The organism is Planotetraspora silvatica, assembly GCF_016863315.1.
Taxonomy (GTDB): Bacteria; Actinomycetota; Actinomycetes; order Streptosporangiales; family Streptosporangiaceae; genus Planotetraspora; species Planotetraspora silvatica.
Genome location: NZ_BOOQ01000007.1, coordinates 153,701 through 167,682, shown reverse-complemented (window position 1 = coordinate 167,682; position 13,982 = coordinate 153,701). Strand labels below are relative to the sequence as shown.

Here is a 13,982-nt window from a genome sequence, read left to right as displayed (position 1 = left end):
GCCCTCGGGATTTCCACGGTTCCAGTCACGGCTCCCCGCCGGTGCGCGCTTCCCGCTCAGTGGGAACCGGCGGGAACGCGGGACGGGTTCAGCCGTCGTAGGTGACCTTGAGCCGCTCGCTGACCGGGATCGCCTGGCAGGACAGGATCAGGCCGTCGGCGAGGTCCTGCCTGTCGAGCACGGTGTTGCGCTCCAGCGTGACCTCGCCCTCGATCAGCACGCAGGCGCACGCGCTGCAGGACCCCTCGCGGCAGGAGAACGGCGCGTCCATGCCGGCGTCCAGGAGCACGTCGAGCAGCTTGTTGCCCGCGGGCCAGGCCAGGGTCCTCGTCTCACCGTCCAGCTCGACCTCCACCGTGCTGACCGGGCCGGACGCGTCGATGACGACCTCCGACCCGGCGAACGGGTCGGTGGCCGGCGACTCGAAGCGCTCCACGTGGATCCGCCCGCCGGCGAGTATCCGCGTGGCGAGGTCCATGAACGGTCCCGGCCCGCAGACGAACGCCTCCCACCCGGCGTACGGCCGGACCAGGGCGGCGAGACCCGCCGCGGAGGGCAGGCCCTGCACCGACTCCAGCCAGTGGACGACGGTCAGCCGCTCGCCGTACTCGGCGGTGAGCGCGACGAGCTCGTCCCGGAAGATCACCGATTTCTCGTCCCGGTTGGCGTAGACGAGGGTGACCGCCGCGGTGCCGGCGCGCAGGCACGACTTGAGGATCGACATGACCGGAGTGATGCCGCTGCCGCCCGCGAGCAGGAGCAGGTCGTCGTCGAGCGAGGCGGGGGTGAACGTGCCCGACGGGCGCAGGATCTCGAGCAGGTCGCCCTCGGTGACGTTGTCGCAGATCCAGTTGGACCCGTAGCCGCCCCGGGTGCGCTTCACGGTCACCTTGAGCTTGTCGTCGCACACCGGCGAACTGCTGAGGGAGTAGCAGCGCGCGGCGCCCTCCGGGCGCGTGGTGGGCACCCGGACGGTGAGGAACTGGCCGGGCCGGTAGCCCAGCCGGGAGTGGTCGCCGTCGGCGGGCTCGAGAACGAGCGAGTGGGCGTCGGAGGTCTCGCGGATGACCTCGACGACCCGCACCATGAGCGGTCCCTGCTGCGTCATCTACCGGACCGCGTGCCCGCTCGACCGGGCGCGGGCCGCCGCGTGCCGTGCGGCGATGTATCCGAAGACGATCGAGGGGCCGATCGTGGCCCCCGGACCGGCGTATTCGTTGCCCATCACCGAGGCCGAGGTGTTGCCCGTGGCATAGAGCCCTTCGATCACCGACTCGTCCGGCCGCAGCACCCGGCTGTGCTCGTCGCAGACCAGCCCGCCCTTCGTGCCGAGATCCCCGACCTCGATCCGGAACGCGTGGAACGGCGCGCGGTCGATCACATCGAGGTTCGGATTCTTCAACGTCGGATCGCCGTAATACCGGTCGTACGCGCTGTCGCCACGGCCGAAATCCTCGTCCTTGCCCGCCTCGGCGAACCGGTTGAACCGCTCCACGGAGCCGGCCAGAGCATCGGCCGGAACACCGATCTTGCCCGCCAGTTCGCCGATGGTGGCGGCCTCGAACGCCACCCCCTTCTCGTAGAACTCCTTCGGGATCGGCGCTCCCGGGAGGATCTGCGCGAACGGATAGCGGCCCCTCGCCTTGGCGTCCATCACGAACCACGCCGGGACGTGCCCACCCGCCAATTGGTCGTGCACGAAGTTCACGTACGGCGAGGACTCGTTGGTGAACCGCCTGCCCTCCGACGACACGATGATCGACGGCGGGATGCACCGCTCGGACACCAGCGGGATGGTCGCTCCGGCGGGATGCCGAACGGACGGCATCCACCAGGCGTCGTCCATCAGGTCGAGGGCGGCGCCGAGGCGCTCGCCGGCCAGGATGCCGTCGCCGGTGTTCTCCCTGGCTCCCATGCCGAAGTCGGCCTTCGCGCCCTCGGGCAGGTGTTTCGCGCGCAACTCCGGGTTGTGGTCGAAGCCGCCCGTCGCCAGCAGCACGCCGTACCTGCCGCGGATCCTGACGGTCCCGCCGTCGCGCCGGGCGACGATGCCGGTGACGGCGCCGTCGTCGCCGGTGACGAGATCCGCCATGGGCGTCTTGAGCCAGAGCGGGACGCCCGCGTCCTTGAGCGCCATCCGCAGCCGGGCGACGAGCGCGCGCCCGCCGGTGGCCATGTGCCGGCGGCGGACGACGTTGGACGAGACCCGCCAGGCCGCGATCACCGAGGCCCAGCGGCCGCGCCAGGTCCGCTTGACCATGGCCAGGTCGTGGTAGTCCTTGGCGGTGATCCACAGGCCCAGCGGGCCCTTCATGCCGTTGGGACGCTGGTGTTTCTCGTCGTCGCCGAGCTTGCGGGTGTCGAACGGCAGGGCCTCGATCGAGCGGCCCCGCGGGCGCCCGCCCTCCAGCTCCGGGTGGTAGTCGGCGTAGCCCTTCACCCAGAAGAACCGCATCCACCTGCTCCTGCCGAGCAACGTCATCGCGGCGGGTCCGTTGTCCACGAACGCGTCGAGCCGTGCGGCCGGCACCCGGCCCTCGGTCAGCAGGTCGAGATAACGGCGGATCGACTCACGGCTGTCGTCATGGCCCCTCGCCCGCAGGGTGGGGTTGTTGGGAATCCAGATGCCGCCGCCGGAGATCCCCGTGCTGCCGCCGTACTTCCCGCCCTTCTCGACCACGACGACGGACAGGCCGCTGTCCTGCGCGGTCAGCGCGGCGGCCATGCCGCCCGCGCCGCTGCCGACGATGACGAGATCGAATTCGTGGTCCCACTCGCTCACTGGGCGTCCTTCCTCGTCAGGAAGCCGAGCACGACGCTCTCCCAGGCGGCCTTCTGCTCGATCATCACCCAGTGACCGCAGTCGGGGAAGATGTGCAACTCGGCGTCGGGGATCGTGCGCATCGGCAGGATCGCCATGTCGACCGGGCTCACCCGGTCGTCACGGCCCCACGTGATCAATGTCTTGGCCTTCAGCCTGTGCAGCATCGCCCAGTACGGCGGAGCGTCCGAGCGGGCGAACGCGGCCGTACGAGCCGCCGACGCGGCCCTGCCGTACATGCGGCGCGCACCGGCCAGCGTGGCCGGGTCGGTGGCCTGAGCCCAGCGCTCCTCGATCAGCTCCTCGGTGACGAGCGCCGGGTCGTACACCATGGAGTTGAGCCACCGGACGAGCGCCTCCCTGGTGGGCTCCTCGGTGAACTCCATGAGGAGGTTGATGCCTTCACCCGGGCCGGGGCTGAACAGGTTCCTGCCGATGCCGCCGATGGTGACCAGCCTGCGCACGCGGTCGGGGTGGGCGATCGCCAACTGGGCGGCGATGACGCCGCCCATGGAGTTGCCGATCACGTCGACCTGCTGGAGCCCGAGCCCGTCGAGGAAGCGGATCACCGCGCCGTTGGCCGCCACCATGGGGTGCTCGCCGGTCGGCTCGCTGACTCCGAACCCGGGGAACTCGAGGACCAGGCAGCGGAAGTGGTCGGCGAACACGGGCAGGTTGCCGCGGAAGTTCCGCCAGCCGGTGACCCCGGGACCCGAACCGTGCAGAAGCAGCAGCGGCGGGCCCTCGCCGGCCTCGTGATAACGCAGCACTCCCTGGTCGGTCGCGAGCTCACGCGCCGTCGACTCGTAGGTCAGCTCCGTGGTCATATCGCCCCAGTCGTAGGAGTGTCGGCTCCTCGGGGACGGTAATCGACGTCACCGGCCCGTCGTGATGATCATCCCGATGAGCGAGACCCCCGGGGCCCGCCGCCGGCGGCGTCGGGCCGCGCGGGCCGCGTCCACTCAACGGGATCCGCCGTCGGCCGGGAACAGGCCGGGGCTTAACGTCGTTTGTCAGACGCCGCGACGCGGCGGCTGAGACGCCGAACTCGAGGTGACCGCATGACAGCTGAGCCCGCCCTGACGACAGACCCTGTCGGCGTGGCTCCGCCCACGCCCGCGGAGTTCCGCCGCGCGATGGGAATGTTCGCGAGCGGCGTGACGATCGTCACCGGCATCGACGAAGGCGGGCCGGTCGGCTTCGCGTGCCAGTCGTTCGCCTCGGTCTCCCTCGAGCCGCCGCTGATCCTCTTCTGCGCCGATCACAACGGCCGCACCTGGCCGAGGATCAGGAACTCGGGACGCTTCTGCGTCAACGTCCTGGGCGAGGAGCAGGTCGACATCTGCGGCCGGTTCGGCTCCAGCAAGGGAAAGAAGTTCGACGGGCTCGGCTGGCAGGCGTCCCGGTGGGGCACCCCCGCACTGCCCGACGTGCTGCTCCGGATCCACGCCGAGGTGCACGACGTGCACGTCGCGGGAGACCACGACGTGGTGATCGGCCGGGTTCTGGAGCTGGAACAGATCACCGAGCAACGCCCGATGCTCTTCTTCCGCGGCCGGTTCGGCGTCGACGGCCACGAGCCCCCCGGGCAGCCCGCGCTCGCCAACCTCTGGGGCTGGGGTGACCACTGGGGGTAGCCCCGCAGCCGTGGAGGATCAGAGCCAGTCGCCGTCCTGGCCGACGGTGAGGAACCGGTTCATGCTCTCGGAGGACCACGTCCGGTCCGGCGCGCTCCTGGCCCGGCGGGATCGCCGCGGCGAGTCGAGATCGGGGAAGAAGGCCAGCGAGGCCTGCCGCGCGGCGTCCACCACGAGAGGGGCGACCTTCTCCAGCGGCATGCGCGCGTCGCCCACCAGGGAGATGCTCGCCACCGGCCCCTCATGCCCGCGGATCGCCGCCGCGACGCAGGCGATGTTCGGGAAGCACTCCCCCCGCTCGAAGGCCAGGCCCCGGCGCTGCCGGATCCGGTTGAGCTCCTGGTGCAGGGTGCCGATGTCGCCGATCGTGCGGCTGGTCAGCCGGCTGATGGAGCGGCCGACCAGCGCCTCGACCTGCTCCGGCTCCAGCCAGGCGAGGATCGCCTTGCCCAGCGCCGTGGAGTGCGCGGGGGCCCGGCCTCCGACGCGGGAGGGCACGGACAGGGCGAACCGCCCGCCGACCTTGTCCAGGTAGAAGACGTCCGACCCGTCGAGGACCGCCAGGTGGACGACCATCCCGGTCTTGATCTGGAGGTTGTGCAGCAGCGGCGCGGCCGCCTCGCGGATCTCGCCGTGGCTTCCGTTCCTGCCGCCCAGCCCGAGCGCCCGCCGCCCCAGGCTGTATCCGAAGGACGTGTGGTCGAGCCAGTCCAGCCGTACGAGCTGGTCGAGGATCCGGTGCGCGGTCGAGCGCGGGAGGTGGGTGGATCGGGCCACGTCCTCCAGGGTGAGACGGGTGGAGCGGCCGCCGAAGGCATCCATGATCAGTGTCATCCGCTCGACCATCGAGAGCGGCAGCTCCCGCCGTGCGGGCGTCGTCGGTTCGGGCTCGGCGCTGAGGGCGGTCATCGAACCTCCCGAAACTGAAATGAATTCTTGCCGTGGAATCTAGCAACGGCGTGGGCCCGAGGGAAGGGGCGCGGGTTCACCGCGCCTCCCGGGGCAGGCCGAGCACACGCTCGGCGATGATGTCGCGCTGGATCTCGTTCGAGCCGGCGTAGATGGTGTCGGCGCGGGAGAACAGATAGAGCCGCTGCACGTCGCTCAGTTCGTACGGCCGGCCGTCGGCGACCATGCCGGCCGCCCCGAGCACGTCCATGGCCAGCTCGCCCAGCTCCCGGTGCCAGGTGCCCCACACGAGCTTGGAGATGGACGACTCGGGCCCCGGCGCGCCCGCCGTGACGCCCGCCATGGTGCGGACCGCGTTGAGCCGCATGACCTCCAGGCCGATCCAGGAGCGGACGAGCCGGTCGCGCAGCAGCGGGTCGGCGACGGCCCCGGTCTCGCGGGCCAGCTCGATGACGCTCTCGAGCTCCCCGCGGAAGCCCACCTGCCGACCAAGGGTCGCCACCCCGCGCTCGAAGCCGAGGGTGGCCATGGCGATCCGCCAGCCGTCGCCGGGTGCGCCCACGATGTTCGCCCCGTCGGTCACGGCTTCGTCGAAGAAGACCTCGTTGAACTCGCTCGTCCCGGTCATCTGGACGATCGGCCTGACCTCGACGCCGTCCTGCCGCATCGGCACCAGCAGGTAGGACAGCCCGCGGTGGCGGGTGGATCCGGGCTCCGTCCGGCACAGGACGAAGCACCAGTCGGCCTCCATCGCGAGGGACGTCCACACCTTCTGGCCGCTGATCCGCCACCGCCCGCCGTCGAGCTCCGCGCGGGTCTGCACGTTCGCCAGGTCGGAGCCGGCGCCGGGTTCGGAGTAGCCCTGGCACCACAGCTCCTCGACGGCCACGATCGGCGGCAGGAAACGCCGGCGCTGCTCATCCGTCCCGAACGCGATGATCGTCGGGCCGAGCAGGTTCTCGCCGATGTGGTTCACCCGGGCGGGAGCCCGCGCGAGTGCGTACTCCTCGTGGAAGACGACCTGCTCTCCGATGGTCGCGTCGCGCCCGCCGTACCGCTCGGGCCAGCCGAGGCACGTCCAGCCGGCGGCGGCCATGTGGCGCTCCCAGGCGAGGCGGACGTCGAACGCCTCGTGCTCGCGGCCCGGCCCGCCGAGCCCGCGCGCACCCGCGAACTCGCCCGTCAGACCGTCCTCGAGCCAGGCTCTGATCTCGCGCCTGAACGCCTCGCCGCCGCTCACGACTGATAATCTACCAAACAGTTGTTAGGCATAAATAGAGCATCGCCGCCGGACTCTTGGGGCCGCCGTGATCACGACAGCCGAGCAGGAGGAGCTGCGCCGCACCGTGCGCGCCCTCCTCGAGCGCAACCCGCCGGCCCGGCCCGCGCCCGACGCGGATCCCGGTTACGACGAGACCGTGTGGCGGCTGCTCGCGGAGCAGGTGGGCGCCTTCGGGCTCGCCGTGCCCGAGGCCTGCGGAGGGGCGGGCGGCACGGCGCTGGAGACCCACGTGGTGTGCGAGGAGCTGGGCCGCACTCTCACTCCGGTGCCCTACCTCGGCTCGGCGGTCCTCGCCACCGAGGCGCTGCTCGTGTGCGGAGCCGCGGAACCGCTGCCCGGCCTGGCCGACGGCAGCCGTGTCGCGGCGGTGGCCTGGGCGGAGAACGGGACATGGGACCCGGCCGCGATCCGGGCCCACGTGGAGGACGGCAGGCTGACGGGGGTGAAGGAGCACGTGCTCGACGGCGCGCGCGCGGACCTGTTCGTCGTGCCCGCCAGAACGCGGGACGGCGGTCTGGCCGTCTACCTCGCGGAGCCTTCCACTCCGGCTGTGCGCGTCGAGCCGCTGGCCACGCTCGACCTGACGAGGCCCCAGGCCCGCGTGACCTTCGACGCGGCCCCTGTGAGGCTGATCGGAGCCGACGGGCACCGCGTGCTCGAACGGCTCCTCGCGGTCGCCGCCACCGCCATCAGCGCCGAGCAACTCGGCGGCGGCGAGCGCTGCCTGGAGATGACGCTGGATCACGTGAAGACCAGGGAGCAGTTCGGCCGGCCGATCGGCTCCTTCCAGGCGGTCAGGCATCGGCTGGCCGACCTCTACGTCCTGGTCGAATCCGCCCGTTCGGTCAGCTACGACGCGGCCCACGCACTCGCCTCCGGCGCCCCCGACCTGGCGGTGCGCGCGGCGACGGCCCAGGCGTACTGCGCCGAGGCCTTCTCCGCGGTGGCCGCCGAGACCGTCCAGCTGCACGGCGGCATCGGCTTCACCTGGGAGCACGAGGCACACCTGTATTTCAAGCGGGCCCACTCCGCCGCCAAGCTGTTCGGCGACGCCGCCTGGCACCGCGCCCGGCTCGGCCCGCTCGTGCTCGGGGGATGACGGCGACCCGGCGGGAGGCGGCCCACTCTCGGTGAGCCGCCTCAGGCCACGTCGGCCCGGATCAGTCGACCAGGCTCCACTTGCCGTCCTTGAACTGCTGGACGTGCAACTCCTTGATCGGCGGTCCGTCCAGCGAGGCGTGCAACTCCAGACCGGGCAGAAGCAGCGGCACCGCGCCGGAGAGGCTCTGGACCTCCTGCACGAGACCGTCACGGGTGACGGCCTTCGCCTCCTGGAGGGCCTTGACCAGGGTCGCGGCGGCGCCGTAGCCCCAGGCCGCGTTCGGGACGGTCGGGTCGGCGCCGGGAGCGCTCGTCTTCATCCGGGCGATGTAGTCCTGCACGTCCTTGTCCGTCGCCCACTGCTGGTCGTCGGCCGCCTTCACGAACGCGGTGCTGTAGATGCCGTGCGAACCGTCCAGTCCCGAGGGCTTGATCACCTGGTCCACGGAGGAGACCAGGCTGACCAGCAGGTGCTCGGGGTTCCAGCCGAGCTCGGCCGACTTCGACAACGCCCCCGCCGTCAGCTTCGGGATGGCGATCGCGGAGAACAGCACGTCCGCCTTCGAGGCGGCCAGCTTGGTGACCTGACTGTCCAGCGTCGGGTCGGTCGCCTGGTACGTCTCCTGCGCGACGATCTTGACCTTGCTTCCCGCGATCCCGGAGGTGAACCCGTTGACGAAGGCCTTGCCGAGGTCGTCGTTCTGGGAGATGACGGCGACGGTCACGTCCTTGTCCTGGGCGGTGAGGAACCTGGCGTAAGCCGCCCCCTCCGTCTCGTAGGTCGGCTGCCAGCCGACCGTGTACGGCTTGGCCTGCTGGTTCTGGCTGAAGACGGCGGCGCCGCTGTGCACGAACAACTGCGGCACCTTCTCGGCGTTCGCCGAGTCCATGATCGCGAGGTTGGGGGCCGTGCCGAACGTCTGGAACAGCGCGAAGACGTTGTCCTGGGTGGTCAGCTTCTTGTAGTTCTGCACGGCGCGGGCCGGGTCGTACCCGTCGTCGTACTTGACGACCTCGATCTTGCGGGTCTTGCCGTCGGACATCTTCACGCCGCCCTGGGCGTTGATCGCGTCGAAGTAGGACTTCGCGCCGTTCATGGCGGCCGTGCCGTTGGCGGCCAGCGGGCCGGACAGCGCGTAGCTCGCCCCGATCTTCACTGTCGTGTCGGTGATCCCGGGCGTCTGCGAGCCGGACGAGGACGTGCCGCCACGGCCGCACGCGGCGAGCGAGAGCACGGCGGCCGCGAGCAGGACTCCGGCACGGAGTACTCGTGATTGCGCTTGATTCATGTTCAACCCTTTTGTAGTCGGTCAGTCAGGAAGCGCGTGCAAGGAGGGACAGCCACCGGATTCACTCACCAGAGGCGGCCGCCCTCTCCCGCCGGTTCGCCACTCGCCGTACGGCGTGGCCGAGCGCCGGGGCGACGCCCCTGGGCATCAGGAGCATGACGACGAGCAGGCAGACGCCGTACAGGAGATAGGACTGGCCGGCGCTCACGGACCCCGTGAGATTGGGCACGACGACGTAGAACGCGGCGCCGAGCACGCAGCCGAGGAGGCTGCGCAGACCGCCGATCGCGAGCCCGGCGAGCATCGAGATGCTGAGCGTGAGGATGAGCGTCTCCGGCGAGATGAACTGCACGGCCACGACGTACAGCACTCCCGCGACCCCGCCGTAGACGGCCGACAGGGTGAAGGCCAGCACCTTGTACCGGGTGACGTGCACGCCCTGCGCCGTCGCCAGCGCCTCGTTGACCCGGACGGCGTCGAACGCCCGCCCGAAGCGGCCCCGCCGCAGGGCGGCGGCCAGAGCGAACACGATCGCCGCGCCGACGCCGACGACGTAGTAACGCCACTGGTCGGCGGCCAGCCCGGTCCACGCCGGGGCCTGGACGATGGTGACGTTGAGCCCCTGCGCGCCACCGGTCACGGCCTCCATCCGCTTGGCGAGGGGCACCGCGACCACCGGCAGCGTCAGCGTGATCATTCCCAGGGCGTATCCGCGCAGCCGCGCGGCGGGGATGGCCACGAGGCAGCCCACCACGCCGGCGACGGCCGTGCCGAGGAGCAGCCCGGCCCAGACCGGCCACCCGTGCACGGCGCCGGCCGCGACGCCGTACGCGCCGATCCCGAAGAACGCGCTCTGCCCGAGCGAGACCTGGCCCGTCCAGCCGACCAGGATGTCCAGCCCGAGGATCGCGACGGCGTAGACCAGGATCAGCGTCACCTGCAGGTTGGCGAAGGGGCTCATGAACAGCGGGAAGACCGCGAACACCAGGACCAGCGCCACCGCGGTGAGCGTGCGCCCGTGCCGCCGGCGGGAGGTCCCGCCGCCGTCCCTGACCGCGGGCTCGTCGACCACGACGCTCATACCCGCCGCACCTCCTTGTGGCCGAAGACGCCTTCGGGCTTGAACAGCAGGATGAGGACCATCAGGACGAGCGGCACGGCGATCTTCATGTCGCCGCCGACGAACGAGACGTAGGTGCCCGCGAGGTTCTCGACCACCCCGATGAACCAGGCGGCCAGCACGGTGCCGAGCGCCGAGTTGAGGCCGCCGAGCACGGCGGCCGCCAGCGCGTAGGTCAGGACCGAGTCCATCATCTCCGGGGCGAGGTACAGCTTCGGGGCGACCAGGCAGCCGGCGAGCGCGCCGACCGCGGCGGCGAGCCCCCACCCGAGCATGAGCAGCCTGCCCACCGGAAGGCCGAGCAGCGCGCTCGACTCGGGGTTGGCGGCGACCGCGCGGAAGGCGAGGCCGAGCCGGGTGTGCCGGAACAGCCAGTTGAGGGCCAGCACGACGACGAGCAGCGCCCCGATCGTGCCGAGCGTGCCGTACCCGATCGTGCCGCCGCTTCCCGAGCCGACGCCGCCCGGGGGGAAGGCCGAGGGGAACTGCTTGAGCACGGTCCCCCAGATCAGGCTGACCAGCCCGTTGACGGAGATCAGCAGCCCGACCGTGACCACGATCGCGGCGAGCGGCTCGCCGCCTTCGAACCTGCGGATCAGGAACCGTTCGACCAGCGCCCCCACGACCAGGGAGAGCACGATCGCCGCCCCGATCGCGCCCCAGACGGGCACCCCGGCGTCGTAGAGGGTCCACGCGACGTACGTGGAGATCACGGCCATCTGGCCCTGCGCGAAGTTCACGATCCCGGTCGACCGGTGGACGAGCACGAGGGCCAGGGCGAGCGTGGCGTAGACCGATCCGGAGCCGAGTCCGTCGAGCACCTGCTGCAGAAGGTTCATCGGTCAATTCCCCAGGTAGGCGCGTCGGACTTCGTCATGGCCGGAGACCTCCCGCGCGGTGCCCGTCAGCACGACCCGCCCGGACTCGAGCACGACCGCGTGGTCGCCGACGCTCAGCGCCAGGTCGGCGTTCTGCTCGACCACCAGCACGGTGAGCCCCCACTCGTCGCGAAGCCGGGGAAGCAGGACGAACAGCTCCTTGGTGACCAGCGGGGCCAGGCCGAGCGACGGCTCGTCGAGCAGCAGGATCGAGGGGCGCCCCATGAGCGCCCGCGCGATGGCCAGCATCTGCTGCTCGCCGCCCGACAGGCCCGCCGCCTGCGACTGCGCCCGCTCCCCCAGGACGGGGAACAACTCGCGCAGCCGCCGCAGGTCGGCGCGGATTTGCGCGCGGTCTCGCCGCAGCAGCGCCCCGGCCTTCAGGTTGTCCTCGACGCTGAGCTGACCGATGGTCCCCCTGCCCTGGGGAACGTGCGCGACGCCGAGCCTGGCCACGGCGTCGGGGGCGGACGGGATCGGCCGGCCGTCGACGAGGATCTCCCCGGTCGACCGGACCAGGCCGCTGATCGCGCGCAGCGTCGTCGTCTTCCCCGCGCCGTTGGCGCCCAGCAGAGTCGTGATCGAGCCGTCGCCGACGTGAATGCTCACGTCGTGCAGCACCTGGGCCTTGCCGTAGCCGGCGTGCACGCCGCGCAGCTCGAGCGTGCTCACGCCGCCCCCAGGTAGGCGGAGACGACGACCGGGTCGGACTGCACGGCCTGCGCCGTCCCCTCCGCGACCTTCCTGCCGCTGACCAGCGCCACGACGTGGTCGGTGACGGCGGAGATCAGGCCCATGTGATGTTCGACCACGATCACGGTCAGGCCGTGGTCGGCGCGGATGCGCGAGATCAGCTCGCCGACCTCGCCGACCTCGCTGTGCGTCAGCCCGCTGGCCGGCTCGTCGAGGAGCAGCAGCCGCGGCCCGCTCAGCAGCGCCCTGGCGATCTCGACCCGCTTCTGCGACCCGTACGGCAGATCGCCCGCGGATGTCCGCTCCACGCCCGCGAGTCCGAGCGAGTCCAGCAGTTCCCTGGCCCGGGTGACGAGCGCGCGTTCCCTGCGTCGTTCGCCGGGAAGGGCCAACATGGCCGACAGCACGGTGCCGGAGAGCGTGCTGTGCCCGCCCAGCAGCACGTTGTCCAGGACGGTGCGGTCCGGCTGAAGCGTGGGGTGCTGGAACGTCCTGGCGATCCCGAGCCGCACCATCCGGTGCGCGGGCACGCTCAGCACGTCCACCCCGCCGACGCGGATGCTCCCCCCTGACGGCCGGTAGTAGCCGTTGACGCAGTTGAACAGCGACGACTTGCCCGCGCCGTTGGGGCCGACCAACCCGCAGATCTGCCGGTCGCCGACGTCGAACGCGACGTCCGCCAGCGCCGTCACCCCGCCGAACCGCAGGGTCAGGTCGCGCACCTCCACGAGGGCCTGTGTTCCGTGGTTCACACCGCCACCCACCGGTCGTGTGGAGGGCGGCCATGACAGCCGCCCTTCTGGTCAGTGGAAGCGTCCCGAAAAGTTTTCTGCGTCTCGATACGACTTCCGGATGCCGGAAGTCATGTTTCATCCGAGTGTCCCGACGACCGATCCTCATGGCATCTCCGCACCCGACCAGACAGGACGGACATCGTGGGCTTCCCAGTCAAATTCGCCAGGAACCGGTGGTACGTCGCCGCGTACGGCAACGAGATCACCCGGAAGCTGCTGCCCCGCACGATCCTCGGCGAGGCCCTGGTCTTCTACCGGACTCAGGCCGGACCGGTCGTCGCGCTGTCGGACCACTGCGTCCACCGCAGGTTCCCGCTGTCCGAGAGCCACCTCGACGGCGACAACGTGGTGTGCGGCTACCACGGGTTCACCTACGACCCGTCGGGGACCTGCGTCGCCGTACCGGGTCAGCGGAGGATCCCGCGCACCGCCCGCGTGCCCGCCTACCCGGTCGTGGAGCAGGACTCGTTCGTGTGGGTGTGGATCGGCGACAAGGACAAGGCGGATCCGGCCGGCATCCCCCGCGCGCCGTGGCTCGACGACCCGGAGTGGACCAGCGTGTACGGCATGGAGCCGCTGAACGCCCCCTACGGCCTGCTGGTCGACAATCTCCTGGACCTGTCGCACGAGACGTACCTGCACGGCGGCTACATCGGGACGCCCGAGGTCGCCGACACGCCGATCCGCACCGAGGTCGACGACGAGCAGCAGATCATCTACGTCAGCAGGCACATGGACGACGCGGCCTGCCCGCCGTTCTACGCCAAGTCCACCGGGATCACCGGGCGCATCGTGCGCTGGCAGGACATCGAGTACCACCCGCCGTGCCTCTACCTGCTGCACAGCAGGGTCGCTCCGGTCGGTGTGCTCCCGGACGCCGACGGCTCCGACGCCGGCGGCTTCCACGTCGAGGTCGTGTACGCGATCACCCCGGAGACGGAGAACTCCACGCACGACTTCTGGGCCGTCGCCCGCGACTTCGCCCGGGACGACGAGGGGGTGTCCGACTTCCTGCGCGAGAGCAACAGGACCGTCGTGCTCCAGGACGTCGTCGCGCTGAACAAACTGGCCGAGGTGCTCGCCGCTGAAAGCGACGGCTACCAGGAGCTGAGCATCAACATCGACACCGGCGGCCTGGCCGCCCGCCGTCTGATCGCGGCGCAGATCGCGGCGGGAGAGGGAGCCGAGCCCGCCCGCGCCCCGAGCACCGCGGCCACGGGGTGACGGCCGTGGCCGGCCTCAAGGACAGGACGGACTCCGGGACGGTCTTCACGGTCGAATGGGTGCCGGGCACGGACCTGCTGCTCGGGATCTGTCACTGCGGTGCGCGGCGGCGGTTCGAAGACCCGGTCGAGTTGTGGGACTGGCTGCTGCGGCACCCGGAAGGTCACGTGAACCCGCCCGGCTCCGCGGAGCCCCCGCCGCCGGTCCGCGAACCGGCTGTCACCCGTTAGCCCG

14 protein-coding genes are annotated in these 13,982 nt (G+C 71.0%); 4 read left to right on the top strand and 10 right to left on the bottom strand.

The features are described from left to right. Window positions 1-88: 88 nt before the first annotated feature. From Psi02_RS07255 to Psi02_RS07245, 3 genes are read right to left on the bottom strand one after another with little or no spacing between them, the layout of a single operon-like run. Window positions 89-1,108, bottom strand: coding sequence for a ferredoxin--NADP reductase (locus Psi02_RS07255; RefSeq protein ID WP_203972674.1), 1,020 nt, complete (start codon window positions 1,106-1,108; stop codon window positions 89-91). After that, the gene (locus Psi02_RS07250; RefSeq protein WP_203972673.1) at window positions 1,109-2,782 is read right to left on the bottom strand and encodes an FAD-binding protein; all 1,674 of its coding nucleotides are present in this window, start codon (window positions 2,780-2,782) and stop codon (window positions 1,109-1,111) included. Further along, window positions 2,779-3,648 carry an alpha/beta fold hydrolase gene (locus Psi02_RS07245; RefSeq protein WP_203972672.1) on the bottom strand — a complete coding sequence of 290 codons (870 nt, stop codon included), beginning with the start codon at window positions 3,646-3,648 and terminating at the stop codon, window positions 2,779-2,781. Before Psi02_RS07245 ends, Psi02_RS07250 begins: the two co-directional genes overlap by 4 nt. Before the next feature lie 234 nt (window positions 3,649-3,882). Between Psi02_RS07245 and Psi02_RS07240 the strand changes: the two genes are divergently transcribed. Continuing rightward, on the top strand, window positions 3,883-4,458 hold the full coding sequence (locus Psi02_RS07240; protein ID WP_203972671.1) for a flavin reductase family protein: 576 nt from the start codon (window positions 3,883-3,885) through the stop codon (window positions 4,456-4,458). An 18-nt stretch (window positions 4,459-4,476) separates the two neighbouring features. Here the strand turns inward: Psi02_RS07240 and Psi02_RS07235 are convergent, their stop codons facing one another. Together Psi02_RS07235 and Psi02_RS07230 are read right to left on the bottom strand one after the other, a co-directional pair. Continuing rightward, a complete protein-coding gene (locus Psi02_RS07235; RefSeq protein WP_203972670.1) occupies window positions 4,477-5,367 on the bottom strand; it encodes an IclR family transcriptional regulator in 891 nt (296 codons plus the stop codon). A gap of 76 nt (window positions 5,368-5,443) precedes the next feature. Beyond that, on the bottom strand, window positions 5,444-6,607 hold the full coding sequence (locus Psi02_RS07230; protein ID WP_203972669.1) for an acyl-CoA dehydrogenase family protein: 1,164 nt from the start codon (window positions 6,605-6,607) through the stop codon (window positions 5,444-5,446). 67 nt (window positions 6,608-6,674) lie between these two features. Here Psi02_RS07230 and Psi02_RS07225 point away from each other — a divergent pair, with 67 nt between their 5' ends. Further along, window positions 6,675-7,748 carry an acyl-CoA dehydrogenase family protein gene (locus Psi02_RS07225; protein ID WP_203972668.1) on the top strand — a complete coding sequence of 358 codons (1,074 nt, stop codon included), beginning with the start codon at window positions 6,675-6,677 and terminating at the stop codon, window positions 7,746-7,748. Window positions 7,749-7,809: 61 nt separating this feature from the next. Here the strand turns inward: Psi02_RS07225 and Psi02_RS07220 are convergent, their stop codons facing one another. The 5 genes from Psi02_RS07220 to Psi02_RS07200 form a co-directional block, all read right to left on the bottom strand. Beyond that, window positions 7,810-9,039 (bottom strand): ABC transporter substrate-binding protein, encoded by a 1,230-nt coding sequence (locus tag Psi02_RS07220; protein ID WP_203972667.1) that lies wholly within the window; start codon window positions 9,037-9,039, stop codon window positions 7,810-7,812. Window positions 9,040-9,100: 61 nt separating this feature from the next. Beyond that, entirely contained in the window at window positions 9,101-10,120 is a 1,020-nt protein-coding gene (locus tag Psi02_RS07215; protein ID WP_203972666.1) for a branched-chain amino acid ABC transporter permease, read from the bottom strand. Beyond that, the gene (locus Psi02_RS07210) at window positions 10,117-10,998 is read right to left on the bottom strand and encodes a branched-chain amino acid ABC transporter permease (protein ID WP_203972665.1); all 882 of its coding nucleotides are present in this window, start codon (window positions 10,996-10,998) and stop codon (window positions 10,117-10,119) included. The genes Psi02_RS07215 and Psi02_RS07210 overlap by 4 nt, the downstream gene beginning before the upstream one ends. A 3-nt stretch (window positions 10,999-11,001) precedes the next feature. Next, entirely contained in the window at window positions 11,002-11,709 is a 708-nt protein-coding gene (locus Psi02_RS07205) for an ABC transporter ATP-binding protein (protein WP_203972664.1), read from the bottom strand. After that, complete coding sequence (locus Psi02_RS07200; RefSeq protein ID WP_239094677.1) at window positions 11,706-12,482, bottom strand: ABC transporter ATP-binding protein; 777 nt, start codon at window positions 12,480-12,482, stop codon at window positions 11,706-11,708. Before Psi02_RS07200 ends, Psi02_RS07205 begins: the two co-directional genes overlap by 4 nt. A gap of 183 nt (window positions 12,483-12,665) precedes the next feature. Here Psi02_RS07200 and Psi02_RS07195 point away from each other — a divergent pair, with 183 nt between their 5' ends. Both Psi02_RS07195 and Psi02_RS07190 read left to right on the top strand, forming a co-directional pair. Then, a complete protein-coding gene (locus Psi02_RS07195) occupies window positions 12,666-13,748 on the top strand; it encodes an aromatic ring-hydroxylating dioxygenase subunit alpha (protein WP_203972662.1) in 1,083 nt (360 codons plus the stop codon). 5 nt (window positions 13,749-13,753) lie between these two features. After that, window positions 13,754-13,978, top strand: a complete 225-nt coding sequence (locus Psi02_RS07190) for a hypothetical protein (RefSeq protein ID WP_203972661.1) — start codon at window positions 13,754-13,756, stop codon at window positions 13,976-13,978. The last annotated feature ends 4 nt before the right edge of the window (window positions 13,979-13,982 follow it).

Excerpts from the sequence above, each read along its gene's own strand:
- Psi02_RS07255 (WP_203972674.1), bottom strand. The coding sequence starts at position 1,108 with ATGACGCAGCAGGGACCGCTCATGGTGCGGGTCGTCGAGGTCATCCGC.
- Psi02_RS07245 (WP_203972672.1), bottom strand. The coding sequence starts at position 3,648 with ATGACCACGGAGCTGACCTACGAGTCGACGGCGCGTGAGCTCGCGACC.
- Psi02_RS07240 (WP_203972671.1), top strand. The coding sequence starts at position 3,883 with ATGACAGCTGAGCCCGCCCTGACGACAGACCCTGTCGGCGTGGCTCCG.
- Psi02_RS07235 (WP_203972670.1), bottom strand. The coding sequence starts at position 5,367 with ATGACCGCCCTCAGCGCCGAGCCCGAACCGACGACGCCCGCACGGCGG.
- Psi02_RS07220 (WP_203972667.1), bottom strand. The coding sequence starts at position 9,039 with ATGAATCAAGCGCAATCACGAGTACTCCGTGCCGGAGTCCTGCTCGCG.
- Psi02_RS07215 (WP_203972666.1), bottom strand. The coding sequence starts at position 10,120 with ATGAGCGTCGTGGTCGACGAGCCCGCGGTCAGGGACGGCGGCGGGACC.
- Psi02_RS07210 (WP_203972665.1), bottom strand. The coding sequence starts at position 10,998 with ATGAACCTTCTGCAGCAGGTGCTCGACGGACTCGGCTCCGGATCGGTC.